This is a genomic window from Moorena producens PAL-8-15-08-1 (assembly GCF_001767235.1).
Taxonomy (GTDB): domain Bacteria; phylum Cyanobacteriota; class Cyanobacteriia; order Cyanobacteriales; family Coleofasciculaceae; genus Moorena; species Moorena producens_A.
The window spans coordinates 5,993,334-6,020,298 of record NZ_CP017599.1 but is presented as its reverse complement, the minus strand read 5'-3'; the positions used below and the strand labels follow the sequence as shown (position 1 = coordinate 6,020,298).

18 protein-coding genes and 6 pseudogenes are annotated in these 26,965 nt (G+C 42.3%); 14 read left to right on the top strand and 10 right to left on the bottom strand.

The window, feature by feature from the left end; translation table 11 throughout:
* Nucleotides 1-2: 2 nt before the first annotated feature.
* Nucleotides 3-1,625: a murein biosynthesis integral membrane protein MurJ gene (gene murJ, locus BJP34_RS22045; RefSeq protein ID WP_070394192.1), complete on the bottom strand. Its 1,623-nt coding sequence runs from the start codon at nt 1,623-1,625 to the stop codon at nt 3-5.
* A gap of 329 nt (nt 1,626-1,954) precedes the next feature.
* On the opposite strand from murJ, the gene BJP34_RS22040 reads away from it, so the two are divergent.
* Nucleotides 1,955-3,139 carry a DUF3095 domain-containing protein gene (locus tag BJP34_RS22040; RefSeq protein WP_070394191.1) on the top strand — a complete coding sequence of 395 codons (1,185 nt, stop codon included), beginning with the start codon at nt 1,955-1,957 and terminating at the stop codon, nt 3,137-3,139.
* Between the two features lie 4 nt (nt 3,140-3,143).
* On the opposite strand, the gene BJP34_RS22035 is transcribed toward BJP34_RS22040, so the two are convergent.
* The 5 genes and pseudogenes from BJP34_RS22035 to BJP34_RS22015 form a co-directional block, all read right to left on the bottom strand.
* Nucleotides 3,144-3,449 carry a hypothetical protein gene (locus BJP34_RS22035; protein ID WP_070394190.1) on the bottom strand — a complete coding sequence of 102 codons (306 nt, stop codon included), beginning with the start codon at nt 3,447-3,449 and terminating at the stop codon, nt 3,144-3,146.
* A 217-nt stretch (nt 3,450-3,666) separates the two neighbouring features.
* A complete protein-coding gene (locus BJP34_RS22030; protein ID WP_070394189.1) occupies nt 3,667-4,614 on the bottom strand; it encodes an MBL fold metallo-hydrolase in 948 nt (315 codons plus the stop codon).
* Nucleotides 4,615-4,662: 48 nt separating this feature from the next.
* Nucleotides 4,663-4,827 carry a hypothetical protein gene (locus tag BJP34_RS40565; protein WP_158517382.1) on the bottom strand — a complete coding sequence of 55 codons (165 nt, stop codon included), beginning with the start codon at nt 4,825-4,827 and terminating at the stop codon, nt 4,663-4,665.
* 203 nt (nt 4,828-5,030) lie between these two features.
* Nucleotides 5,031-5,910 (bottom strand): annotated as a pseudogene (locus BJP34_RS37405) (Rpn family recombination-promoting nuclease/putative transposase).
* 348 nt (nt 5,911-6,258) lie between these two features.
* Entirely contained in the window at nt 6,259-7,641 is a 1,383-nt protein-coding gene (locus BJP34_RS22015; protein ID WP_070394186.1) for an aminopeptidase P family protein, read from the bottom strand.
* 542 nt (nt 7,642-8,183) lie between these two features.
* On the opposite strand from BJP34_RS22015, the pseudogene BJP34_RS22010 reads away from it, so the two are divergent.
* Nucleotides 8,184-8,408, top strand: a pseudogene (locus tag BJP34_RS22010) (ABA4-like family protein); the annotation flags it as partial.
* 167 nt (nt 8,409-8,575) lie between these two features.
* On the opposite strand, the gene BJP34_RS22005 reads toward BJP34_RS22010, so the two are convergent.
* Nucleotides 8,576-8,719, bottom strand: coding sequence for a CopG family transcriptional regulator (locus BJP34_RS22005; RefSeq protein WP_070394185.1), 144 nt, complete (start codon nt 8,717-8,719; stop codon nt 8,576-8,578).
* Between the two features lie 67 nt (nt 8,720-8,786).
* Here BJP34_RS22005 and BJP34_RS22000 point away from each other — a divergent pair.
* The 4 pseudogenes from BJP34_RS22000 to BJP34_RS21980 form a co-directional block, all read left to right on the top strand.
* Nucleotides 8,787-9,401, top strand: a pseudogene (locus BJP34_RS22000) (RNA-guided endonuclease InsQ/TnpB family protein); the annotation flags it as partial.
* A 103-nt stretch (nt 9,402-9,504) separates the two neighbouring features.
* Nucleotides 9,505-10,565: pseudogene (locus BJP34_RS21990) on the top strand (ISKra4 family transposase).
* Between the two features lie 306 nt (nt 10,566-10,871).
* Nucleotides 10,872-11,477: pseudogene (locus BJP34_RS21985) on the top strand (RNA-guided endonuclease InsQ/TnpB family protein); the annotation flags it as partial.
* Nucleotides 11,478-11,506: 29 nt separating this feature from the next.
* Nucleotides 11,507-11,743: pseudogene (locus BJP34_RS21980) on the top strand (ABA4-like family protein); the annotation flags it as partial.
* On the opposite strand, the gene BJP34_RS44060 reads toward BJP34_RS21980, so the two are convergent.
* Nucleotides 11,721-11,873, bottom strand: coding sequence for a hypothetical protein (locus BJP34_RS44060; RefSeq protein WP_158517381.1), 153 nt, complete (start codon nt 11,871-11,873; stop codon nt 11,721-11,723). The pseudogene BJP34_RS21980 and the gene BJP34_RS44060 sit on opposite strands and share 23 nt — an antisense overlap.
* Before the next feature lie 366 nt (nt 11,874-12,239).
* Here BJP34_RS44060 and BJP34_RS21975 point away from each other — a divergent pair, with 366 nt between their 5' ends.
* The 3 genes from BJP34_RS21975 to BJP34_RS21965 all read left to right on the top strand — a co-directional run bounded on the left by BJP34_RS21975 (nt 12,240) and on the right by BJP34_RS21965 (nt 18,218).
* On the top strand, nt 12,240-14,687 hold the full coding sequence (locus BJP34_RS21975; protein ID WP_070394184.1) for a dynamin family protein: 2,448 nt from the start codon (nt 12,240-12,242) through the stop codon (nt 14,685-14,687).
* Nucleotides 14,688-14,745: 58 nt separating this feature from the next.
* On the top strand, nt 14,746-15,642 hold the full coding sequence (locus BJP34_RS21970) for a hypothetical protein (RefSeq protein WP_070394183.1): 897 nt from the start codon (nt 14,746-14,748) through the stop codon (nt 15,640-15,642).
* A gap of 284 nt (nt 15,643-15,926) precedes the next feature.
* Nucleotides 15,927-18,218, top strand: coding sequence for a dynamin family protein (locus BJP34_RS21965; RefSeq protein WP_070394182.1), 2,292 nt, complete (start codon nt 15,927-15,929; stop codon nt 18,216-18,218).
* Nucleotides 18,219-18,579: 361 nt separating this feature from the next.
* Here the strand turns inward: BJP34_RS21965 and BJP34_RS21960 are convergent, their stop codons facing one another.
* Nucleotides 18,580-19,743 carry a 5-(carboxyamino)imidazole ribonucleotide synthase gene (locus BJP34_RS21960; RefSeq protein WP_193431273.1) on the bottom strand — a complete coding sequence of 388 codons (1,164 nt, stop codon included), beginning with the start codon at nt 19,741-19,743 and terminating at the stop codon, nt 18,580-18,582.
* Nucleotides 19,744-20,094: 351 nt separating this feature from the next.
* On the opposite strand from BJP34_RS21960, the gene BJP34_RS44055 reads away from it, so the two are divergent.
* Nucleotides 20,095-20,235 (top strand): hypothetical protein, encoded by a 141-nt coding sequence (locus tag BJP34_RS44055; RefSeq protein ID WP_158517380.1) that lies wholly within the window; start codon nt 20,095-20,097, stop codon nt 20,233-20,235.
* An 87-nt stretch (nt 20,236-20,322) separates the two neighbouring features.
* Here BJP34_RS44055 and BJP34_RS21955 read toward each other — a convergent pair whose 3' ends face one another.
* On the bottom strand, nt 20,323-20,703 hold the full coding sequence (locus BJP34_RS21955; protein WP_158517379.1) for a pentapeptide repeat-containing protein: 381 nt from the start codon (nt 20,701-20,703) through the stop codon (nt 20,323-20,325).
* Between the two features lie 467 nt (nt 20,704-21,170).
* Between BJP34_RS21955 and BJP34_RS21945 the strand changes: the two genes are divergently transcribed.
* The 4 genes from BJP34_RS21945 to BJP34_RS21930 all read left to right on the top strand — a co-directional run bounded on the left by BJP34_RS21945 (nt 21,171) and on the right by BJP34_RS21930 (nt 26,963).
* Nucleotides 21,171-21,521 carry a phage holin family protein gene (locus BJP34_RS21945; protein ID WP_070394179.1) on the top strand — a complete coding sequence of 117 codons (351 nt, stop codon included), beginning with the start codon at nt 21,171-21,173 and terminating at the stop codon, nt 21,519-21,521.
* 669 nt (nt 21,522-22,190) lie between these two features.
* Nucleotides 22,191-25,139 (top strand): zinc-dependent metalloprotease, encoded by a 2,949-nt coding sequence (locus BJP34_RS21940; protein WP_229423967.1) that lies wholly within the window; start codon nt 22,191-22,193, stop codon nt 25,137-25,139.
* A 428-nt stretch (nt 25,140-25,567) separates the two neighbouring features.
* Nucleotides 25,568-25,921, top strand: a complete 354-nt coding sequence (locus BJP34_RS21935; protein ID WP_229423966.1) for a hypothetical protein — start codon at nt 25,568-25,570, stop codon at nt 25,919-25,921.
* Nucleotides 25,922-26,198: 277 nt separating this feature from the next.
* Nucleotides 26,199-26,963: a DsbA family protein gene (locus BJP34_RS21930; RefSeq protein WP_070394176.1), complete on the top strand. Its 765-nt coding sequence runs from the start codon at nt 26,199-26,201 to the stop codon at nt 26,961-26,963.
* Nucleotides 26,964-26,965 lie beyond the last annotated feature (2 nt).

Here is a 26,965-nt window from a genome sequence, read left to right as displayed (position 1 = left end):
TCTCAACGACCCAGCTTCTGCCGCACACGAGCTACAAACATATCGACTTCTGGTAACTTCAACTGAGTTGCTAACAAACCAAACACGCCTAAGCCTACCAATCCAGCTAGACTCAATTGTAGCAACTGCACCCAAATAATACTGGTTTCTAATACTTGCTCACACCCCCAACTGACTCCCCAACTTGCGGCACCAGCTATTACACTACTCACTGCTAAACCTAGAATTGGCAACATCCACTCTTGCCAAGGTAAGCCATTTAGCCTGCGGTTTAATAGCCATAACAGGACTACCATGGAAAAGGCATTCACACCAATGGTGGCAAATACAATACCGGGTGTGCCAAAGGCATCAATTAGAAAATAATCTAGTACAGCATTGAGAAGAATATTAATCACACTCAGACGAAAGGGTGTCTGTCCATCTCCTAAACCATAAAATACCCGCACTAGCACATCCCGTCCCAAGTAGACAAACATGCCCATCCCATAAGCCATGAGCACTGATGCTACTAACCGAGAGGCATTAGCATCAAAGGCTTGACGCTGATACACTACCTGCACGATGGGCATGGCTAAGGTCACCATCAATGCACTTAAAGGTAACATTGTCAAGGCAGTGAGCAGAATTCCCTGGCGAATCCGTTGCTTGAGTTCTGGCCAATTTTCAGGAGCAGCTAGTCGGGAAAATACCGGTAGTAGAGGGACTAGAATGACATTGGAGATAATGCCTAGAGGCGTATTCACTAAAAGATTGGCATAGTTTAAGCTAGCAGCAGCAGCATCGGCTTGGGGCAGAAAGGAGGCAAAGAATAAGTCGGTGTAGACATTAATATGCAGCATCCCAGAGGAAAAGGTGGCCGGAGCCATGACCTGCATCACGTCTTTGACTCCAGGGATACCCCAGTTAAATCGTAGGCGTATTTTACCTAGGCCACTGCGCCACTGAGCGATTTGCTGCACTACCCATTGAAGAGTTGCTCCAGCAAGGGTACCCCCAGCTAAGACAATCCCACCGATCATGGCAAAATCGGGATTACTAATTTCTTTGCCCAACTGTAGGGCTAATATTCCTAAGCCAACAATGACGGTGATGCTGGAAAATAAGGGACTGACGGCGGGTAGCCAGTATTGATCGCTAGCATTGAGGGTACCAAAGCCAATGCCAATTAATCCGGCTAGCACTGCCATGGGTGCCATAATCTGTAATTGCCGGATTGCGATCGCTCTAACTTGTAACCCTTCTGGGGTATCCTGAAACCCTGGTGCTAGAACATCAATAAAGACTGGAGCAAAGAGCACTAGACCAATGGTTACCAATAATAGGATACAAGCTACTAAGGTAGTTACTGTTTCCACCAGCCGTGGGGCTTCTGATTTATCGCGTTTAGCGAGAACACTAACTAAGGCGCTATGAAACGGTCCGTTAATGCCACCGAGGAGGATTAATAAAAACCCGGGGATCACGTAAGCATAGCTGTAGGCGTTGATAACCGGACCAACTCCAAAGGCTGCTGCCATGGCTTGTTGGCGGACTAAGCCAAATACTTTACTAATAATGGTGGCTACTGCGACAATCCCGGCAATGCCAGCTAGGGAACGAGTGGTTTTCTGGTTTTCAGACACAAATCCTTAATCGAATCAATAGTTAACTTGCTTATTTTAAGGGATCCCTTGTTGTTGACCCTTGACAGTTGACGGTTGGTAGGGTGTAGCAGCTAGCTTGGTTTTATCTAAGTGCCTTTCAGGGTGTTATAACGCTACGCGCAAGGCAAAAGGCAAAAGGCAAAAGGCAAAAGGCAAAAGTTTACTATAACAGCTTAGGTGCCCTTGACCCATTAAGAATTAAATTCGCCACGGGTCGCACTTTTTTAGCTTTTATCAATGTCAAACACCTTAATGGGTAGTGCTATATCACCCTAGTAAAAAGGTTTGTTATTCCTTTAGATTAAACCATGACTACAGAATTTTTTTATGCTAATTTACCCCTTTTAGAAAACTTCATCGATATTACTGACTCTCGGAATTTTAAATCAGTTCCCAGGGATTGGTATATTGTGATTAGCGATATTATTGGTTCGACTCAAGCTATCGAATCAGGACGCTACAAAGAGGTTAACCTATTAGGAGCCTGCTCCATTGTCGCTGTTTTAAATATAGCAGGTAATTTAGACATTCCTTTTGTGTTTGGGGGAGATGGAGCAACTCTGTTGATTCCTCCTTCTCTGTTTGCCCCTGCTCGGGAAGCCTTATTAGCCACTAGTAAGCTAGCCAAGGAAGAATTTGGGATGGAATTGCGGGTGGGTGCAGTACCTATGTCTGATGTCAGAGTAAATGATTATGATGTTAAATTAGCGAAGCTCAAGGTATCTGAAAATTATTATCAGGCTATATTTACTGGAGATGGTTTGAGTTATGCTACTGAATTGATTAAACATCCAAATACGAGTAACCTCTACCTTTACCAAAACCCTACTGATAATGCTAAAGCTGATTTGTCTAATTTAGAGTGTCGCTGGCAAGACATTCCAAGTAAATATGGTGAAACGATCAGCTTGATTGTGAAAGCAACGTCTAATCAAGCTGATTTAGCTAATTTAACTTATCGAAAAATTATTGAAAAAATTGACACTATATATGGAAGTGAAGAGCTTTTAAATCCCGTTGATGAAAACTATTTAAATCTAGGGTTTAGTTATCATAACTTAAGTGCTGAAACTCGGCTGTGCGCCCAGTCGAGTAAGCTAAGCCATAGGATGCTCTATTTTTCGAAAATCTGGTTTGAAAATCTTTTGGGCTGGTTGTTGATGACGTTGAAGGTGAAATTTCCAGATGGAGACTGGGGAGCCTATAAACGAAATGCGATCGCAGCAACGGATTACAGAAAGTTTGATGATCTGTTACGCATGGTGATTGCTGGCAATGAAGCACAACGAAAACAATTAACAGACTATTTGGAAAATAATTATAAACAAGGTAAGTTAGTGTATGGTCTCCATATTTCAGACCGAGCACTGATGACCTGTCTGGTATTTGAGCGCCATGGACGCCAAGTACATTTTGTGGATGGTGCAGACGGAGGCTACGCCGTAGCTGCGAAAGATATGAAGGATAGACTGAAGCTGATAGCTGATAGCTGAATGCTTACGGCTTAATAGTAATATCTTGATAGTCTGGATGTCTAATAATAAAGGATTTTGCGCCAATAGTGATTTGGGCAATCTGGGATGAAAGCTTACACAATCCATCCCTGACTTCTCGATTTGGACAGTGAATGATTAAGCTGTCAGTAGCAGTAACCCACTCTAGCTTACAGAGTTGAGTTAGAGGAATTTCTGTCTTAATTTGGCTTAGTCCTTGACTCAGTTGTTTAAATTTCTGTAGCCATTGGGACTCTTGCAAATTTTTCTCTAGCTTGCTTTTCAATGGGTCTTCTTCTTGATTAGTCATGATATCATAATAGGATTTGTTATTGTGTCAGCAGTCAGCAGTCAGCAGTCAGCAGTCAGCAGTCAGCTTATTTTATTCAAAAGCACTTCAGGTAATGTGGCACAGGCTTCCAGCCTGTGACCTAACCCATAAGCTGTTCGCTAATAGCTGATAGCTTACATTATTGTAATATCCTCCATTATCCTGGAATAATTCAGCAACTTTACCCCTGAAACCCTCAACGCTCAGCGGTAATTTGCTTATAAGCTGTTTCAAGATTATCTTTGTATAATCCTTGGAATTTATAATTCTTATAAGCAGCAGGAATTTGGGAATAGTTGGCAAGAACTTGTTCTTGAGTCAGAGACTTTTCTTTCCACGTTAATGCTAATTTTTCCAGTTGATCCAAGTAAGTCTTTAAGGTGTCTAAGCCACTACTATCAGTAATCGGACCATGGCCAGGTAATAGACGCGCATCGGGATAGTTTGCCCTGAGCTCAGATAAAGTACTCTGCCATTTGCGAATATTACCATCCCCAGTGTATGGAAATCGCTGATTGAACAATATATCACCGGTAAACATAATTTTGGCATCGGGAACATAGGCCACAATATCTGTTCCCCCAGAATGCCCTTCTACTTCTTCAATTTCTACGGTGCGATCGCCTAACCAAATCTTACTCTCACTATTAACTATTACGTTGGGTGGAGTGGGATTGGGGTCGTATTGTTTGTTACGATCTTCCATGAATTCTCGAATTGGTCCCCGCCCAATGATGGGGATACCTTTAGCTTCGGCAGCGGAATTACCACCAGTGTGGTCAAAGTGATAATGACTGTTGAGAACGTACTTGATGGGTTTATCGGTTAAGTCTTCAACAGTTGAGAAGACTAAGTTAGCTAGTGCTTCATTCTGAAATGGATCAATTACCAATACTCCATCGCTACCAATCACAATCCCAGCATTACAAATTGCTGCGTTAGGGTCTTGGGGGGGAAAGTCTGTACTAGCGATTAGTCCGTAAATTCCAGATCCTAATTTTTCTAGGGTTAATCCTGCTGTTTCTAGGGTGAGGTTACTGGATGTTGGTGATTGACTTTGGGAGTGAGATTGGCAGCTAATCACTCCAAAGATTGTGAGTAGGGTGGCTAGACCTAAGATTAAGCACCGACGCAATGTATTCATTAGTTATTGGTCATTGGTCATTGGTCTTTAGTTATTCTATAGCAGTTCTTAATTGGGTGAAGGGCACAAGTTGTGGATGTTAGGGAGTAGGGAGTAGGGAGTAGGGAGTAGGGAGTAGGGAGTAGGGAGTAGGGAGTAGGGAACAGCGGATCTGGGAACAGCGGATCTGGGAACAGAAAAAAATCCTGTGTACCTCAGGTACGACCCGTTCACGTAGCTGAGGCCTTTGGCCACGCTTTCGCCTACGGCGAAACGCGAAGGGCTTTGCCGATAGGTGCGACCCAAGGGCGCGAGGGATTGCTCGCGCCCTTGGAGGCGCGCACCAAAGCGCGAATTTAATTCTTAATGGGTCAAGGGCACTTAATAGTTATGAAAAACTCTGTATAGTCAAGCATAGTTTGTGGTCAGACCCACTACTACTGCTGATCCAACCAAACCGCTAAATCCGTTGCTGTCTCAAAATTCAACAACGCTTCACTCAATTCCTCCAATCGAGTAATGGATAATCCCTCAATCCGCTGTTGGAGCACAGGGTCAAGTAAACCTAACCTCAGGGTTAGCAAACGGATAACAATTAATACCGCTTCCTCCTGCTTGCCGCGCTGGCGTCCCTTTTGGATAATATCTTGATAGGTGACTGATTCTTCCATAATTTCCTCGGATAAAAATCGACGGACTAAATCTTTGTCAAACCGCAAACCAGCCAGTACATCCACACAGGCCGCTAGGGTTCCTCGTTGACCTTGTTCTTCAATGTCTTGATGCAGTCGCTCATGGGGGAAACCCCCAAGACCGCGCTGCATCGCTTCTATCGACTTCAGCAACCACTTGCTCTAACAATAGATTAGGCCGATTACTCCTAGCTAAAGTTGCCAAGGGTAACAAAGCCCGATTGGCCAACAGTGGTTGAGGGTCTTGCTCCCACAGACGAATTATTCTATAACGATGCCAGGTATTAATATCCCTAAATTCGTTATTGAATACCAGATCTGAGCTCGTAGACTTTAGAAAAATAACCACCTGCTCAATGGGACATCGGTACTTGCGGTGTAGTCTGACCCAATAGTCCAACATCCGAAATGGTAGTGGTGGCTCGGATGGGGGTAAGGTTTGAAATTCTAGGTGCAGAATTTGGTTTGTACTTTGGAGTAAACTCAGAGCATCAGCTTGAATTGGTTCAGCACTTAATTCCGTTTTAAGTACCTGAATATCCCGAGGTTCTTCACCCAATAGCCAATGAAAAAACTCCGATGGGTATTCTTCGGCTAAGTATTTACAAATGTTATCGTAAGCCAAGGCAAATTGTTCAAACTTAACACTATCTCAGACAGTGTAGTGAATACCAGCAAAAAAATTGATCGCACCCGGATCTTGTTTATTGATTCAAGTTATGATAGACATTTTTAGTTTAGTTGTGAACATAGTCGCGCTTGGGAAAGGCAAGAGGCAAGAGGCAAAAGGCAAGAGCTGTCATCTTTGTCTTGATTTAGGGCACTTCTGATTTAGATAAGATCTAAAAAAGACCTGATGAGATCAGGTCTTTTCAAAATCATGTCTCTCAACTTAAGAGCACCATTAACCCCTTTTGCCTTTTGTATGCAAGCCTTTTGCCTTTTGCCTTGGTAAAAGGTTTTAGCTTAAAACTTATTCTCCCCTAACCAAATCCTCAACTGCCTCTAGATTAGTTGGTAAGCCAGCGGTCAAAACCTCTGCTCCTGTCTCAGTAATCAACACATCATCCTCAATCCGAATCCCCCGCACATCATCAAATTGTGCCAATCTATCCCAATCCACCACATCTTTGTAAGTTGACCGTCGCTCTGGGTCATTCAAAATCCCTGGAACTTGATAAAATCCTGGTTCAATTGTGACCAACATTCCTGGTTCCAACAGTCGGTCTAGTCGCAGGAAGCCCAAGCCAAAGCGATCGCTTCTTTCCCGTCCTGGTGCATACCCTGCCAAATCCCCTAAATCTTCCATATCATGGACATCCAATCCCAGCAAATGACCAACACCATGGGGAAAGAATAAAGCATGGGCATCCATTGCTACCAAATCCGAGATGTCTCCTCGCAGAATCCCCAAATCTATCAATCCCTCGGCCATCACCCCTGCTGCTGTCATATGAATCTCTCGATATTCCACCCCAGGGTAAAGATTCTTGATACAGAAATCATGGGCTTCTTTGACGACATTATATATATCCCGCTGAGTAGGAGAAAATTTACCACTCACCGGCCAAGTGCGGGTAATATCCGCCGCCCAACCCATAGGGGTTTCTGCTCCTACATCCGCCAGCAGTAACTCTCCCGGTTGCAGGGAATGGTGATACTCACCATTGTGGAGCACTTCCCCATGAACCGTAACAATACTTGTGTAAGCACGGGTCATATTATTGGCAATAATTACCCCTTCCATCGCTCCCCGCACGTCCGCTTCCCGTTTAGCCTTGGGAGTAGCTGCCATTCCCGCTTTATGAGCAGCTATCGAAACTTCAGCGGCTTGGCGCAACTCCGATAATGCCCCCTCGTCATGGTATAACCGTAGGGATATTATTGCTTTCGCTAAATCCAAGTCAATCCCTTCTGGAGCATCAGCGGGTCCGACAGGACGACTTAATACTTCCTGTTGTTGGCTGTAAGTAGTGGGATTTTGAACAGCAATGGTTGCTGCTCCCTGAGAATGCGAACGCAATTCTGAAAGGGGAAAAACCCGATTAGCCCCAATCATCTCAGCAATTTCCTCAGGTGAAGGCACTTCTCCGTGCCACAACGCACTACCAGGGGCTGGCTTATCCATGAATAAATCCAGTTTGCCATCATTGAGGCCAATTACCGCTTTAGTTAAGGGTAAACCAGCAAAATACAAGAAGTGACTGCTAGCGCGAAACGGGAAGGAATTGGCTCGGAAATTCCGAGGACTAGGATGTCCAGACCAGAGAATTACTGGAAAATCCACCAGCTGAGCCAATTTTTGACGCCGTTGCTTTAGTGTAGTGGCTAGAGAGCCGTCATGGTTGTTAATCATCGGATTTATTATAATTTATTAAGTGTTGAACCTTCACCGTTGAATAGTTATAGCGTAAATTCCACAGGTCTTGTGGAATTTGTTTAAAATTATCCCCAGGGGCGACCTGAGATTAAACTCTCCCCAGTGATTGGGTTTCGGAGGAGCAATGGTAATCTTTTTGGTCTAACCAACATCCAACTGTGGAAAATGAACCTGAACAAATTAGCATAACAGATTAACACAACAGATTAATCCGAACCCATCATCTCAAATGCTCTGGGTAAAACTGATAGAAGTTATATAGCAATTCTGTTTCTCATGAGGTACAAAGAGATCCCCCTAAATCCCCCTTAAAAAGGGGGACTTTGAGCTTGATAATTGTACCTCATACATGCAAACGCTATAAGACTCATTAGCTGAACAGGATTTTTTCCCAATCCCCATGCTCTTCACCCTACTCCCTACTCCCTGCTCCCTATTCCCTATTCCCTAAAACCCAGAAAAACTTCACCCAATTTATAACTGCTATAGTAAATAGTTGAAATCTTAAACACAGAAATATGGTGATCACTCAACTGTTTAATATTGCCAATATCTTCGTTTTGCCCTTTTGGCTCCTAATGATTTTATTTCCAAATTGGGGCATTACCAAGCGAGTAATGGAATCCTATCTTCCCTTCGTTGTTCTAGCAGGTTTATATATTTACCTATTCATTAATAGCATTACACCAGAATCCGCCCAAGCCTTATCGAATCCTCAGTTAGCCGATATTGCCCGTTTCTTTAGCTGTCCGGTAAAAGAAGCCCCACGTCTCAATCCGCAAGGATGAGCGTGGGAACGAAGTTACCGCAAGAATAAGGCAGCCTTTATGGTTGGTCGGTTATGGGTAAAAGGGTTAAAACTTTATGATTAAGGCTGCCTTATTCTAAGGTTTCATCTCCGGGATGAATTTTACACAGAGTCTTTTGGCTCAGGGAAACGAGCTATTAAACTCCTCAGCAATTCGGAGCAAGTCATCCCTCTACGAGCAGCTTCCTGTTGAAGTTGCATTTTTTCAAAACTAGTAAGTCTAATCATCAAATTTTTGTCTTTCATTTTGCCTTGACATCCGTAAATACGCTTGCTATCCTAATGATAGGTCGAGAAACAGGAAGCAGCAACAATGAGATCAGCGTACCAATACCGACTAAGATTAACTAAGTCACAAGAAGCTGAAGTAGAAAGATGGTTGGATATGCTTCGCCATCAATATAACTATTTACTTGCTGACAGGTTCAACTGGTACGAACAGAATCGCTGCTCTATTAACTCCTGTCCTCTTGTCTGTCATCTACCGAATCTAAGGAATAATCCTGATTATTTCTCTCAAAAGAGAACTCTTCCTCAGTTAAAGAAAGACAGACCTTGGTACAAGGTGGTTCAATCTCAAGTCCTACAAGACTGCGTGAAGAGAGTTGATCTGACTTTTAAGCGTTTTATTAAGGGCGACAGTAATGGGAAAAAGAGCGGGAGACCTCGATTCAAAGGCAAAAACAGATACAAGTCTTTTACTTTTCCCTCTCTTAGCAAGAATCCTATAAATGGCAACATTTTGACTCTTCCTAAGTTTGGAAAAGTCAAAATAATTTATCACCGACCTATTCCAGAAGGGTTCAAGGTTAAGACAGCTACAATAACCCGAAAAGCTGACGGGTACTATGTCACGCTGTCTATCCAAGATGAATCTGTTCCGGATGTTATGCCAGTAGATAGCGTGTCTAATCCTGTCGGGATAGACAGGGAGCAGGTCAAACTTGCAGAACAAATGAACTACTTGACAAAATGATGAAATTGATGTTATCTATGTCTGGCTACCTAAAAAATTAAGAATTAATCCCAAAATGACCCCTGAAAAGCAAAAAGAGCTCAACGAGTATCTTCAAGCAATTGCCAAGATTCTTTATGAGGACTCTGATCCGACCAAACTAGACACAATGGCGGGAATAGAAGAAACTGTGAGAGAGAAAACTTTAGATTAGATCACACCAAAAATCGGTTTTTTTTTATCAAAGAAACGACAAAAACCGAGGCCGGAAGACTGAGAACATTAAAGAGTATCATTGGAAAACTACCAATAACCGAAAAGCAAGCCATCCGATTAAATCTCGAAACTAACCAAAGAATAAGTCCCTGTTTAGAGCAGTGTTGTGTTCGAGCAAGCGCCAATGTATCTTATGAGAATGCTGCCAGAGATATTGAATACTATACAGGAATTAAAATCTCAGCCAAAACACAACAAAGGCTAGTACATCGCTATAAATTTCCTGACAATGACTGTAGTAAAGATATTGAAGAAGTGAGTGTAGATGGAGGAAAAGTAAGGTTAAGAACGCCAAAAAAAGGAGAACCTTGTCTCTGGAAAGATTATAAGGCAATCTGTGTGAATAAATCCACGAGAAAAGCTTGGTTTTTAGAAAATGAGGAATTAATAAATTGGGTGAATCAGCAACGGTTATCAAACCCACTGAATTGCCTGGGAGACGGGCATCCTGGGATTTGGAATATTGTTAAACAATTTAATTGTCCAGGAAAAAAACGGGAAATTATTGATTGGTTTCACTTAGTTGAAAATTTACATAAGGTCGGTGGTTCACTGAAAAGATTGAAAAAAGCTAAAAGTTTATTGTGGTTAGGTAACGTTGATGAAACTCTTAACTTGATTTCTGCTTTGACTAAAAAACAAGCCGAAAACTTCTGTAATTATTTACAGAATCATCGAGAGCGTATTATTAACTATAAATACTATCAAGAGAATTCAATTTGTTCCATTGCTTCAGGAGCTGTTGAATCTACAGTTAAACAAATTGACCGACGACTGAAGATTTCTGGAGCACAGTGGAAACCTGAAAATGTGCCTCAAGTTCTCAAACATCGATGTGCTTATCTCAATAACAATCTTTAAGCAGGTTTTCAGTAAAAACACGCTTCATTAACTAACGAGAAAACTCACTCTTATCGGACCTGTGAATTATCCCAAAACTCATGAAATTATTCACAGATTTGGCCTAGTTGAGGGATTATAATAGAACTCGCCCATTAAATTCAACTCTATTCAAAATACTAATAGCACATCGCTCCGCACTTCACAGTGTAGGACATAAGTGCCGATCAACAGTCTCTTTTATGTTTTATTTAGATAAAGCAGACAACAGATAATCTACCTCTAGTACAAATGCTCTGCATAAGTGACATGCTCCCGGATAGACGGATAGACATGGGCCTCAAGTCCTTCTTAACCAAATCCGATGGCACTGAAATACCAATTCCTCAATACTATCGGAAAGCTCAAAAACGTTTAAAGAAAATCCAAAAAGCTGTTAGTAGATCTAAAAAAGGAAGCAATAATCGAAAAAAAACTGTAAACAAACTAGGGAAAGCTCATAAAAAGGTTGCTGACACCCGAAAAGATTTTCATTTTAAAACTGCTAAAAATCTACTAGAAAACTATGATTTAGTCGCTTATGAAAAGTTAAACATTAAGGGTTTGGCTAAGACTAAAATGGCCAAGTCTATTCTTGATGCTGGGTGGGGTCAATTCCTGTGTGTTTTGTCAAACAAAGCCGAAAATGCTGGTTTGATTACAGTTGCAGTGAATCCTCATAATACCAGTCAAAACTGTTCTAATTGTGGAACAAAAGTACCTAAAAAATTGAAAGACCGCATCCATTGTTGCCCTCACTGTGGATACACAGAAGACCGAGATGTAAATGCGGCGATCAATATATTGAAATTGGCGGTGGGGCATCCCGTCAGAAGTAAAGCTTCCCGAGTATCCGAACCAATAGGTGGAGTTGGAAAGAAGCCCACACTGTAATCTTTGATTCAGTGTAGGAGTATGTCACTGACGAAACCGTTGCTGCTACTGGCTGGATACACTTCCTAGTTTTGGACTTGTTTGTAGGGCGTTGGATTTATTGGCAAGGGCAACAGGCTGGGATTTGGACTATTCACTCCCTAATTCTGTGCTTATTTGCAGGACCCATCGGACTACTTTCTCATATTATTACCGCTTGGGTTAGCAAGAAATCCACTTCAGATACTCCCTTAGACCCTGAAACTACCAGTCCATCACAGACATAATCAGCAGGTTTGGATGTCGGTTGTAAACATAGGTATTGCTTAAAAAGGCAAGAGGCAATAGCGATGCAGCGCGGTCTTGGGGGTTTCCCCCATGAGCGACTGCATCAAGACGGCAAAAGGCAATAGGCATTCATGCAAAAGAAACCCAGGCGTAACCCTTCCTGAGAGAGGCTACGCCTGGGTAAAGTTTTATTGTCCAATAACAAAAGACCATACAAGTTTACATCTCGTACAGGAAACCCTATACTCTATCATCACCAATAATCCAATAGTAATTTCTTCATTGTCCTTACCTGGATTCACAAATATTTCATTTAGCCATTTACCTTGACAGTCTTATATTAAGTTAGGCTACTCTTAGATTAAGAGCTATTTAAAAACTAACTAAAAGCTTAAGTAAAAAGAAATAACCCCTATAGACTGTTTTCGGCTACTTTTAAGGTCAGAGTAGTTTCTATACCATCGTTACAACTCAACACTAAAGGCTTTGAGCATAATGAGAAGCAACATCAAAAATATTTTTGAAGCTGTTGAAGAATCAATCAATAATATTAATAAGGAATGGTGTAGTTTTCAAGATAAAATCCGTGAGCAGCTACCCCCAGACTACCATACTGAACTCGAAGGTTTAAACCTCGAATTCCAGATAGCGGTAAGTGCATTAGTGAAAGAACTTAGTGAACCGGTTCTTACCTTAGCGACAACCGGGACAACTAGCAGTGGTAAAAGTACCCTGGTCAACTTCTTGTGTGGGGCAGAAATTGTTCCAGTTGCTGTACAAGAAATGAGTGCAGGGGTCGTGATTGTAGAATACAGTGAAACCAAATCTCTGAAAATTGATCAAACTCCAGGGGCACGTTGGGAATGTGGAGAATGGCGCAATCTTACCGACGAAGACATTTATTACCGTTTAGACCAAGTCATGAAGTCCTATCTTCAAGCTAATCGAGACGGAAAAACCAGTGTTGCTTGTCCACAAACAACGATATATTACCCTTTCCGGCTTGTAGCCAATCCTAACCTGCTTGATTTGCCTGAAAAAACCAAAGTGCGAATCATGGATCTTCCCGGTTTAGCTCATGTGGGTGATGAAGGGAATGGCTCTGTGATTAGAAAATGTAAAGAAGCTTTATGTATAGTTACCTATAATAGTGCAGAAACCGATAGACAAAAAGTTAGTAACTTACTCCAAGAAGTGGTTGATCAGGTCAAAGAACTAGGAGGCTCACCAGCCCGGATGCTCTTTGTGCTGAATCGGATTGATGAGTTTCGTAAAGACCAAAATTGGCCGGATAGTGAAAGAGAGTTTTTCAAAAGAACTGTTCACGATATCAAACAGAAGTTAACTAAGGATCTGGAAGAGTATCAAGAAGATATTAGTGCTTTACAAGTTATAAAAATGAGTGCATTACCAGCGCTATTGTCAATACAAATGAACAGTGCTAATCAACAAAAAAGTACTCAAGCCTGTAGAAAAATTGACAGTATGTTTAACTTCTTAATTCCAGAAGATATTATAGAAGATTTACCCAGAAAAGTAGAACGATGGGAACACCATGAGCGCCACCGTGTTGCCAAGACGGTTTGGGAAGCCTCTTACGCAAAAGAATTTCACAAATATCTGAAAGAGCATATCGATCAACATTTTCCACAATTAGTTATTCCACAAATTATAGACCGCTTTAAAGCTAAAGCAGGTAATGCAGTAACAGAGTGGGCTATACAAACAACTTATGCTTTCATTAATAGCTCAGAAGAAGACTACCAAAAAGAATGTAACAATATTTTCCGAATTCAGCAACACATTAGTCAGTTTATTTCACAAAAAGCTAAAGAACTAAGAGGCCCTTTTGAACAAATTGAAAATGCTCTAAAAGGTATCCTTAACGAAAACGAAAGTGACCAAAGCTCTTCAGCAGAGCAGGAATCAACCGATCCTAGAGCCAAAGCCGATCAGATTATTGTCGGTATTATTAACGAACTAAGAGCAGGCTCTTATCAAGAGCGTGCAGACAGCTTAGTGCCCCTTTATGGATGGCGAAAAGCCATGACAGAAGGGGTAGAGGAAATATTGGAACCTGTCATTAAGTCTTTGGATAACGGAAAACTATGCTTAGACAGTAAAACCCTTCAAGCAGCTAATCCGACCATGTTCAATCTTTTAGAAGGAACAATTAAAAATTTAATTGAATTAGGATATTCTCCTGAAGTAGCTGAGAATGGAAAGGAGATCGAAGCACGTACGAACCAAGAAAAACGTAATCTCAGCAACCTCAATGATAATTTGAATCAATTAGCTGATATCTTAAAGCTTTTGATCAATGAAGCAGTAAAAAAAATATTAGAGCGAGAAATGAGGAGAGTGCGTGATGCTTTAGAAACCTTGTTGAATGCTTACTTATCTATTCTGGAAGAAGGAATGAGCAGTATTGCCCCTAATATAGGGATTAGCTTTTCCAGGTTACAATTGGTAAAAATCGACATTGAACTTGAGCCAAGGTTTGAATTTAAAGCAGGATTTCCAATTGTAGAAGGTACATGGTTAGACTATGTTAAAGTTCCGAAATATAAAAGAGACTGGTGGTCTCTCTGGCTTTATGAAAGAATAGTATATAAGACAAAAATTAAAAAACGCTCTAGTGATAATGCTCAGTTACCAAAAACCGAAGACATGCTCAAAGGATGGCTACTACAAAAAAATCAGGCAGAAGTAGAAATTTATAGTCAGGTCGCCCATTGGTTTATATCTCAAATCAATAGCTTTATAAGTGGGGTTGAGTCTTCTCAAAAAGAAATTGTAGACCGTTATCAAGAGCGGCTCGACAAAGCCCACGATCAAGCTACACTGTCTCATCAACAAGACTTATCGATCTGGAATCCCCTACAACTAGAAGCTAAACAACTTGAGGATAATATTAAAAAAGCTGGAAAAGTGCTGAGGTAGTTTATCTTGATTTTATAAGGGAATAAACTAACCTGTTTAAGCTAATAATTTCGATACTATGCACAATGATGAGTACGGCAATGAAATTTGGAAAGACTACCAAGACCCCCTAGAAACCTATCAACAGCAGTTCAAGGAAATTTATGCGGCTATTAAAAATCGTGACCGGGGGTATCTATATGCAGCGATAAAGTATATAGACCCAGAGAATAGTGAAGATATTTGTCACTATTTTGGGATAGATAAAAATTCGACTCTCAACAATGAATTCAAGTTTTGTAAATCTTTCTTATTCAGTCCAATTAAGGATTTATCTATATTTCAAATTCCTTTACTAGAGGGAATCGCCAAAATGATAGAGCAAGCGGAGCGTCAAGCAGTGGAATTTGCTAATTTTTTTGCCCCAGTTAAAGATAATACCGAAATTTTGACAGGGATAATTATTGTAGCTTTTATACTTACTGCCTTATATATTGCAGTTAAACAATCAGAGCAAAGACGGCAATTAAATCAAAGGCAAAATCTAAGGCCACCTCAAGAACAAGGTAGAAACCGATATTTAGAGCAAGCTCAACCTAGGGTTAATGAATTACCAAGAAAGCCTTCTGTTTTGTGCTTAGTGGTTCCTTCTCATCAATTAAGTGGCTTGAATCAAGGTTATCCGATTACCTCAAATCGTGTTGAAAAACTTATCTCCTCTGCGTCTTATTTTTTATGTGATCGTTCAATCGAAGCTATTGACAAAAAAGTCAACCTAAATCTCAATCCAGGAAATATCAATTATGCCAGTGAAGAATATGCTTATATCCAGCTGAGAATTCCTGAAGGTGAAGATATGATTCGTCAGAAGGCCAAATACAGTCTTAAGAAGAAGCTACCTGATGGTGGTGCTCAAATCGATAAAATTGCACGTCTTATCAACCTAGATGGTTTAGAAAATTTCATTTGTGCTTAAGAGGTTGTCTGAGAAGTCTCATTTGCTACATCCAAGCCCCCTAAATCCCCCAATTTTGGGGGACTTTTAGAAGCAAATTGACTCTTGTTCCCCCCAGAATTGGGGGGCTAGGGGGGCAAAATTCAGTATAAAAAAACTTTTCAGATATCCTCTAAGGAATTATAGCAATTCTGTTTCCCATAAGGTACCAAGAGATTCCCCTAAATCCCCTTTAAAAAGGGGGACTTTGAGGTTGATTACTGTACCTCATACATGCAATAAACGCTATAAAATAGATTATAAAAATGGATTGGAAAACTGCTTCATCCTATTATGAAACTCGTTTGGGTGACGCCTTAACTGTGTTGCGACACGCCCTTGATTTAGCCAAGCTTCCTCAAGCGGGAGTTCCTGCTCACCTCAAAGAGGTTCTGTTGGAAGAAGAAAAACCCGCTCGTCGTCAGCTTGAACGCTTGAAGAAGCGAGAATTTCGCATTGCTGTTGTGGGCTTGGAAAAGGCCGGAAAAAGTACCTTTGTCAATGCCTGGTTAGATTGTGATTTACTGCCAGCAAAAGCAGGACGTTGTACTTTTACAACGACACAAATTTATTCCGTTGAACAAGATTCTCAGCAAAGGCTAGAAGTTGAGCCTAAAACCGAGGAACAATTTACTAGTCTGTTGCATGAACTGGAGTCAGAGTCTAAGAGTAATTCTAAGCATAGAGATGGAGCCAAACAAGATTTAGAGACAATCCTAAAATATCAAGACACCTTAAGACAAGTTCGTAGCGAAGGTCGGAAAACTATCCCATTTACTCGCCTTGAAGACATTAACAAAGACCTTAACAAGTATGTTGCTGATGAGCAATACGCCCATGCAGTATTAGAAGCTAGACTGTATACCAATAAACTAGCCCAGGCTGAAGGTATTGTTTTCTATGATGTGCCTGGATTAGACTCAGGTTTAGCCAAGCATATAGAGGAATCTAGAGAAATGCTCTCAGATTGTGATGCTGTGATTGTGGTGCAGCAATTTTCTAGTATTCGGGGTGCAGAACTTCAAATTCTTGAGTTTACTGAGCAGGGTGACAAGAATGTAAACCTTGGAGATAAACTGTTTGTTTTCTTGAGTCGGATTGATCAGTTTGCTAGTCCAGCAGCTCTTCAAGACCATCTGGATGTAGCATCAAAAGATTGGTATCGACGAGCACAATTACCTCCTCAGCGAATTGTCCATGGTTCAGCCGGAGCTTATTTAGTCTTAAATGGTTTGGCTAATGAACAAACATTCAAATGCGTTGGGAGTCCGGAATCAATTTTAAATAAGCTTAACTCTCTGACAGGTATCAAAGATGAGGAAGCCTTAAGACACGAAGCGACTGGTATCCAGGAAATCAAGGCTCGCATTACTGATTATATTAATAATGAACGGGTTACTGTTTTAGAAAAACGTTGTGATGCTTTAATCACCACAATACTAACAACATCAAAAGAAATTTTTGATATCGTTAGTAAGCGATATCCAGATAATCCAGCCGAAGCCCAGCGATTACAAGAAAATCAACGTCGTATTGAGTTTTCCCAGTGGTGGGAAGAAAAGTGGAAAACCATTAAAGCAGACCTAAGCGACTATTATAATGATAATATTCGGAAGTCTACGGCAGAAGAGGAAGAATCGCTCACCTCAGATGTCGTAGAAAAATTTCGGTCTCGATATCTCCAGGATATTGAAACCAAAATTGAAGAAATCAAGACCGATAACGAACAAAGAAAACAGCGAATATTTAAAGAAACTCATTCTGGTGTATTTGATGCTAAAGTAACTGACTATAGCTGGCGTAAAGAACTTTCTGCTACCATTAGCACCCTCTTAGGAGATATTGCTCATAACCTGGCTCTGGAAATTAAGGAAGAAGCATTAACGTTAGTTGACTATCTGACCACGTTACTCTGGAAAACTCAGGAATTAGAGCAGCGACTAATTGGTAATCCAGAGCAGTTTGTGGAAGTCTTAAGTCGAAGTTTGACGGCGTTATTTCTTCGTTTTTCCCGTCCGGTTGCTGACTCCTTAATTCCTGGCCCTTTAGGGAGTGAAACTCGTAAGCGTATTGTCAAACGACTGGGAGCGGATATCGAACTAGTCGATAATTACTACAATGGTGAAGAAAAGGCTTTCAGTGTCCTAAGACGATATGTAAATCGTGGGTCAAAGTTGCTCTATGATCCCAAGCTTCGCCATGAGCTATTAGGTATTCGTGACCTCTCTGGGGATGTGCCACCAAAACCTACCAATTCAGCGGAGGAAGTGATATTGGAACTTGAAACCGATCTCAAAGCCTTTGAAACCTATTTGCGTTCGGCTATTTTTGAGGCCGCAGGGTTTGGGCAATTTTGCCTACAAGAACTGGATGAATTGCGCGATCGCTTTATTCGATATGAAGCTGTGTGGCGAGGAGTAGCCCAGAATGAATGGTTAGAAGAAAATCCGTTACTAATGGCTGAAATGCCCGATCATTTAAAGGCTCACGAAGTAAATTTAGAAGTTAGCGATCGCTTACGCCAGTTATCTACTGCTTTGAAAAACATCAAGGTTTAGCAAAGGGAGTAGGGAGTAGGGAGTAGGGAGTAGGGAGCTTGTAGGGTGGGCAAAAACAGTTTGGTTCCAATCAGTATTAATGATTATATTACTTTGCCCACCCTACTTCTATAACTGGGAACAGCGGATCTGGGAACAGGGAATTTGTAGGGTGGGCAAAAACAGTTTGGTTCCAATGAGTATTCGAGATTAGATTACTTTGCCCACCCTACTCCTGAGCATAGTCATCATTATTAATTATCTTTTGAATTAAGAATGTAGAATGCAGAATGCAGAATGTAGAAGTCTCAATTCTTAATTCTTAATTCTTAATTCTTAATTCTTAATTCTGACAAACAAGCGGCTAACTTTCAACAGGATATTAACCGTACCAAACCGATTCAACCCTCTCAATTACCTCTTGTACCGAATTCCCATCACTCAAAACTGTGACATGACCTAACTTACGTCCTGGACGGGATTCAGTCTTACCATACCAATGGACAAACGCCCCTGGTAAACTGGCTAAGGTCTGCCGTTTCTGTTGGTAATCATCCAGAGAAGATTCATAACCCAAAAGATTGACCATTACTGCACTAGAACAATGCATCTGTGGGCTACCTAAGGGTAAACCCACCACGGCTCGCAGTTGCTGCTCAAATTGAGAAGTTTGGCAAGCATCAATGGTGTAATGCCCAGAATTATGGGTACGAGGGGACACTTCATTAACCAAAACTTTGTTATTGCTAGTGAGGAATAACTCAATTCCAAAGACTCCCACTACCTCTAAACTAGTCAGCAGAGTTTTTGCGATCGCATTCACCTCCGCCACGGTATCTGGGCTAATCTGGGCTGGTGCAATCACTCGCCGACACACCTGTTCTTCCTGCTGAGTTTCCACCACCGGGTAAACCACCACCTCCCCATCTACAGAACGGGCAGCCATTACTGCCAACTCCCGTTCAAAGGGAATAAACTCTTCTAGCACCACAGGCTGATTCCCTAACTGGTTCCAAATTTCCTGTAAGCTATGACTGTCTTTAATAATAAACGTACCCTTGCCGTCATAACCTTGGCGTCGAGCTTTCAGCACTAGAGGAAAATCTAACTCACTCAGGTTGATTGGGGTTCGAGAAGAGGTTAGGGACTTTAATTCCTGCTTACCCACCTCCCCCTCCAGACTGATGAACTCTGGCTGGGGTAAACCAATCCGTTCGAAATAGCAGCGTTGGTCATATTTATCCAACAGTGGCGCTAAAGCTTCTAGTCTAGGGTAAAAGCAAATTCCCCGCTTTGCCAGACATTTCAGAGCATCCAGGTTAATAAATTCATTCTCAAAGGTAATCACATCACAGCGAGATGCCATTTGCTCGGTAGCGACCCCATCATCAATAGCAGCAAAGACAGTTTCAGCAGCAACACGGACAGCTGGATCAGTAATATTAGGAGTTTGAACCACTAGCCGAATACCCAAAGACTTGGCAGCCATTGCCATCATCCAGGCCAGTTGTCCTCCACCAATTACACCTACTCGTTTAATAGACATCCCAAAGACTCGCAAGCGCAACACCAGTTTTCAGGTGCACCTTCCTCTAGCAAACAGTTATCAAATTTGAACACCATCCAGCATACCATCGCTCAAGTCAGCCCGATCAATCAAGACTGTTGACCGTTGACCATCAACAGTCAACAGTCAACAATTTATATCATGTCAGGATAATTACCCTTAACAAAAATCTGCTCTATCTCCCCATCTCCCCATCCTCATAAGGGTAGGTTTTTTACTTTGACCTCAGGTGTGGGGTGTGGGGCGTGGGGTGTGGGGTGTGGGGGTACAGACAAGCGCACCATTACCTTCACGCGGGGGTTTCCCCCACTCGCGCTTGGGATCAAGACAATGATGATTGAAGAGCGATGCAGCTTCGGAACAGGGGGTTTCCCCCAAGACCGCGCTGCATCGCTTTCTTATCCCCCACCCCCTACACCCCACCCCCTACACCCCACACCTCACGTCTTTGTTAAAAACCTACCCTTATGAGATCTCCCCATCTCCCCATCTCCCCATCTCCCCATCTCCCCACCCTCCCCTAGATGATAGGTATTCAACCAAACTTGATATTACAGGTTACCAACACCCTAAAGAGTCACGAGTCACCACACCAGTGGTAGGATTCACGCCACTTGCTACATCGCAGAGTTTTAACCGTTCTCTGACCGGTTGGATCAGGGTGCTACTAAAATCAGCACCAGTGATGTTAGCCCCATCAAAACTGGCACGTTGCAGTAAGGAACCAGTAAAGATGGCATCAGTTAAATCTGCACCATTGAAGCTAATGTTGTAGGTGTCGCTGTTGGTAAAGTCTGCTCCATGGAGATTAGCATTATTCAGGGTAGTATGTTGGATAGATGCTTTGATCAATTTGGCATCGGCTAAGTTAGCCTGGTCCAAATTGCAATAGGTAATTTTGACTTCCTGTAAGTCTTGACCGGATAAGTCTGCTCCCACGAGTTGTTTCCCATCGCAGGCTATACTCTTGGCGTGAACAGGTAAGGGATAACAAAAAACAGAGCACGCAAATAAGAATGTAACCAGTAACCGGAAAAACATAAAGATTTATTGCTGGAATCGTTCAACTCAATCATACTGTGATGCATAATCACTTGAGTTATACCAAAGGTAAGCATATGCGCGCTCGCGCACGCTGCTTGAGGTGCGGTCAGCGGTCAGCGGTCAGTGCTCAGTGCTCAGCGGTCAGCGGTCAACTTATTTTATTCAAAAGCTGTCCCATAGCTTGGCCTACCGCCAATGGCACCTCAAGTAGCACCATCTGTAGCACATAAGCTGATGGCTGATAGCTGATAGCTGATAGCTGATAGCTGATAGCTGATAGCTGATAGCTGACGCCTGAATGCTTACAGGCTAATCTCGCCAGAATCGCTAAAATCATAGTGAGCGATATTTTTGTGAGATCGATGCTTAATATATTTTTGACTTGGCTGCTAAGTGCTATCTCACTAATGATTACTGCTTACCTGGTACCAGGAATTACCATTAGTGGTTTTGGTGCAGCTGCTGTAGCGGTAGTAGTCATTGGTTTAGTTAACGCCATCATTAGACCGATTCTAGTGATTCTGACCTTGCCCATCACAATTTTATCCATGGGACTATTTCTGTTGGTGATTAATGCTATCACCCTATCCCTGGCATCCTATTTCACTCCTGCGGCGTTTATGGTAAACGGTTTCTGGCCAGCTTTTTTCGGAGCCATCGTTCTGACTTTGGTCTCTAGTGTTATCAATAGCTTCGCTGCTAATCAAGTTTAAGCTATCAGCATTCAGCATTCAGCTAATGCGCAGCGTGCGCGTAGCGCATTAACTAAATGCTTACGTAATTTAGCTGGCACTACTTTTAATAAACTATACTTCTGAGCTTAAGTTTTCAGCTGCAAGGGCTGACTAGTAAATAGCTGAAAGCTGACTGCTGAAAGTATAGCTTGACTTAAAGTTACTGTACAGTTTTTTTGAACTGCCAAGGCTCAAAGTACAGGAACAATAGATATAGACTAACCCAAGGTGTGGAAATTTCGGGGTGCTTGAAGGGTTAGTCAATAGATTTGTTTATGTAAAACCACTATAGTAAAACCACACCATTTTAGACTAACAATAAATAGAAAATCTCAACCCATCGCTCTGCTCTGGGTTCTTGATAGTAAGACTTACGAATCAGAAGCTAAAACAATTAAACTAATTAACAACTAAAAAGTTGTCACTCTAGCAGCTATCAATTAGTTAAGGTACTTTAGTCTTGGAAAGTAGGGAGTAATTGTCATAAAATTGAAGGTAAATTATAAGGGAAAAAACCCCTAGAATAGTAAAAATGAAAAGTTTGGTAATTATGAACTGAATTTTATTGTTTTAATCATTAATGATTCGTAACGATAATAATTCATAATTTATATTTTTTTTTGGGAACACAAAATTAGTGATTAATCGATGAAAAGACTAAAGTTCTTGATATTATGTCTGTGTGCATTCGTCTTGGTACTATCCCCGTTGTACCTCCAAACCATAGCTGTATCTAATCCAACCCCCAAGAGTTTGGGTCAACATTTGGATCAAAAGATTGTTTACTCGCCCCAGCTAACCTTAGCCCATAACCAAGTTCAAACTACAGAAATTGCTGAAGGCCCCTCAGAGGCACCCTCAGAGGAGTTATCCGATTCAGATAGTAGTGATTCCAAGTTAAAGCCATTTGATAAGGTGGTAGAAGATGCCGAAGAATTAGCAGGATTACTCACCCTCTACCGCAATAAAGAAAAAGACAAAATTTATTTAGAAATTGAGCCCGATCAACTAAATCAAAATTTCCTATGTGTTGTCACCCTTTCTTCGGGAATTGGGGAGTTGGGGCTCCAAACCGGTTGGCCAGTTAATGATTTTTTGTTCCAATTCCGCCGCCGACAGAAAACCATAGATTTAGTTATACCAAATATCTACTTCCGTACTCAACCCGGTGACCCCCAAGAGCGTTCTGTTAAGCGTTCCTTCAGTGATTCGGTGCTATATTCCCTGCCCATTACCAGTATTCATCCAGAACGAAAGACTCTCTTGGTGGATTTAACACCACTCCTCGTCAGCGATGGGTCTTTTTCTGGACTAGCATCGGCTTTTCCTTGGATATTAGGAGGCAGTTATGGAGTAGACCCTCAAAAATCCTATGTCAGTGACGCTCAAGCATTTCCGTTGAATATAGAGATTGAGTCGGTTTATGGCTTTTCTGGTGGAGGAGATTTATTCTTTCCCTTGAGGAGTCTCCCAGATCAACGGGCATTTAATCTTAGTGTCCGCTATAGCTTTTCTCAACTACCGACTAACAATGGTTACCGTCATCGACTCGCGGATGAACGGGTAGGCTATTTCATCAGTGCTTATCAAAATTTATCCAATCAAAACCGGAAACAGCCCTTTATCCGTTATATCAGGCGCTGGCATTTAGAAAAACAAGACCCTACTGCTACTGTATCCCCCCCAAAAGAACCGATTGTATTTTGGATTGAAAATACTGTACCTCTAGAGTACCGAGATGCAATTCGGGCGGGGATTTTAATGTGGAATGAAGCGTTTCGGGAGGCAGGGTTTGATAATGCCATTGAAGTGCGGCAAATGCCAGATGATGCCACCTGGGACCCGGCTGATATTCGCTACAACACCATTCGCTGGTCCAATTCTTTTCCGTCATTCCCAGGAATTATCGCTATGGGCCCATCCCGAGTAAACCCCTTGACTGGGGAAATCTTGGATGCAGACGTGATTATTGATGCTAATGCGGTGCGCTGGATCAAAGCGGAATACCAGGCTATTGCTTCCCAGCCTCAATCCCAGGCATTATCTGGGTTATCCCAATTCCCGTTGAATGGTTCCCTGTGTAGTAATGGCATGAAAGTTCCTTACCTCAAATGGCAGGAAATCCTCAAGAGCAATCCTGGCAAAGCGGCTCAGTTGAGCCTACCAGCTGGGCAATTCCTGAGCGGACTAACCCAAGTCCCAGACCATGAGTTCTGTTTTGCCATGGCATCAGCTCAGCAAGCTAAGTTTGGAGCATTGTCTCTATCGATGGTAAACCACGAGTTGCCCAGTGGTGAGGAAATGAAAACCTTCATCGAGCAGTATTTGCGCTACCTGACAGCTCACGAAGTGGGGCATACTCTGGGATTGCGCCACAATTTCCGGGGCAGCACCATGTTGAGTCCAGAGGAATTGAATAATACTGAGATTACCCGCAACCAAGGGCTAGTGGCGTCAGTCATGGATTATGTCCCAGTTAATCTAGCGCCAGAGGGAATAGAACAGGGAGATTATTTCTCCACAGTGGTTGGTCCCTATGATAAGTGGGTGATTAAGTATGGCTACACTCCTATTGATGCTCTGACTCCTCAACAAGAATTACGCACACTGCGCAAAATAGCGGCTGAAGGGTCTGAAATAGGGCTATCCTATGCTACAGATGAGGATACTTTCGATTTTATTGACCCAGAAGCTAAGGTTTGGGACCTTAGTGGTGATCCATTGCGCTACTCTCAGTGGCAAATGGAGAATGCTAAGGGAATTTGGAAACGGTTGAACACCAGTTACCTTCTGCCTGAAGAAAGTGCTGGGGATTTACGCGATCGCTTTGATACGGTCTTCTCCTATTTCTTTGAAAACGCTATGTCCCTTACTGGTTATATTGGGGGACAAACCTTTAATCGAAACTACACTGGTGGCAAGACTGGCACACTCCCCTTTGAACCCATCCCTGTGGAAAAACAGCGTCAGGCTCTAGCCATGCTCGGGGAGTATATGTTTGCAGAAGATACCTTTAACTTCTCACCCCAACTCCTCAACCAGTTAGCCCCATCTCGCTGGACTCACTGGGGTACTTTTCCCACTATTTTCCCCCTAGATTATCCCATTCATGACCGAGTGATGTTAGTTCAAACTATGGTGCTCGGGGATTTATTCTCATCAGAACGGTTGGCTCGTTTGCGGGATGCTCAACTGAAAACTAGTTCCGGGGAAGCCTTGACCATGGCAGAAGTGTTTGACACTGTTCAAGATAGCATCTGGAAACTAGATACTAAAGCTAAGATTGAGCCAATCTCTAGCTTGCGTCGGGGATTGCAACGGCAGTATATGAGTCTTTTAGTGAACATGGCACTGCGCAATTCCAATAGTCTAGAAAGTGCCCGCACCTTCCCTGAGTTTATTATTGCTATCCAAACCTTTAATACTCCCGAGGATGCTCGGGTGTTAGCCCGGTATAAACTCCGTCAATTGCGGGATGCGATCGCAAAGACCTTGAACAAACAAGGGAAAAACCTTGATACTGCCAGCTTAGCCCACTTAGAAGGGGCACGCGATCGCATTACTAAAGTGTTGGATGCACCGTTGCAATCGGAATAAAGTATGACTTGAGCCGTAAGCTATCAGTTTTCAGCTATCAGCTATCAGCTATCAGCTCTGAGCTATTAGCTTATGGGTTAGGTCACAGGCTGGAAGCCTGTGCCACAGTGCTTGAGGTGCTTTTGAATTAAATAAGCTGAGCGCTGACCACTGACGGCTGTTCGCGGTGGAACAGGCATCTTGCCTGTTTCATTTCCCGCCTGTGGTCTTCTCAGGAATTTTTCTGTCCTGGCAATAGTACCCTTAAGGGTACTGCCGACCTAGGAATACTTTTTAGATATTAGAAAAGGGTTCAAGGTCAGTGAGATTGATTCACCTGATTTCCAGCCCTAAGTACCTAATTGAAGTAAAAAGTAAACCAGAGCATGAGTAAGCTAAAAAAGAGTATCTTGATCGTTTTAAGTTCTTTGATTGTTGCAGCAATAACCATGTTGCCAGCCCAGCCTGCCTTTGCAGCTAATGGTTGTCGTGGAAGTGACTGCATTCAACATGAACTTCGCACTCAAGCTGCTTGTACATTGCAAGGATCTGACCAGTCTGGTTTACCTCCAACTGGAAAAACTCCTGGATGGTATAAAGGACTAAATACAGAGATCGACCATCAGATTTTGGGCGGTGATGTTGTTGCCTATAAAATTCGTTGGTTCAATGGTTCATGGTCTGGCTGGTATGTCACAGGAGTTAATGATATCGATTGGAAGTTTAACACTGGTACTAATGACATGCGTCGTGTTTGGGGCTATTTTAGTGACCACCAACATCAATACATTTTGTGCAAATAACTGGTGCAAATAACCCTGATGTCTAATAGATTTATTGAGATATAATAAAACTATCAAGACATTTATAGGTGTCTTCCTCTGTGGAAGACATCTTCCTCTTTTATGGGATGCCAGGATTACGTCTTGATGATGAATCACAATGCATGGAATTAGGCAAAAATTATAATAACATCTTCAAATTCCCGACAATCCCACCGATTAATCCATCCGTTACCGATCCGTTGCCGATGTTGCCTGATGTGAGATACCCTATGCCTTGGTTAAATTTAAGAAAATCATGGTCACTAAGCTCCTTACTATTCTCCAGAAAGCCCTATCACTCACAGGATTAGTACTACTCCTGTCCCTCTCAACCTGGTCACTGCCAGCGACAGCAGCCGCCAAGATTACTCCTCAACTAGAACAACAAATACTCGAAGTCATCCGCAACCACCCAGAAGTAATCCTAGAATCGGTCCAGAGATACCAGCAGCAACTGGAACGGGAAAGCCAGCAGCAACAGCAAGCAATCTTGCAGGGCTTCAAAACCAATCCCCAAGCCTTCATTGGTTCCTCCCCCACCACTAGCGCCATTGAAGATAAAATTGTGCTAGTAGAATTCTCAGACTTTCAGTGTCCCTTCTGTGCCAGAGCTCACGACACCGTCAAGGAGTTTATAGCAAACCATGGGGATGAAGTCACCTTAGTTTACAAACACTTCCCCCTCATCCGAATTCATCCCCAAGCCCTGCCAGCCGCTCAAGCAGCTTGGGCCGCCACTCAACAAGGCAAATTCTGGCAGTACCATGATGCCCTCTTCGCTAATCAAAAGCAATTAGGAGAAGAGTTATATCTTGAAATTGCCGAAGCCCTAGATTTAGACCTAGAGCAGTTTAACCGAGATCGGAACGTAGCTGATAGTGCCATTGCAGAAGACATGCAGCTAGCAGAACTATTGGGACTAAGTGGCACACCCTTCTTTGTTATGAATGGTGAATCCTTCTCTGGTGCCGTTCCCCTAGAACAGATAGAAGCGATATTGGCACGAGTGCGCAATTCTTGAAG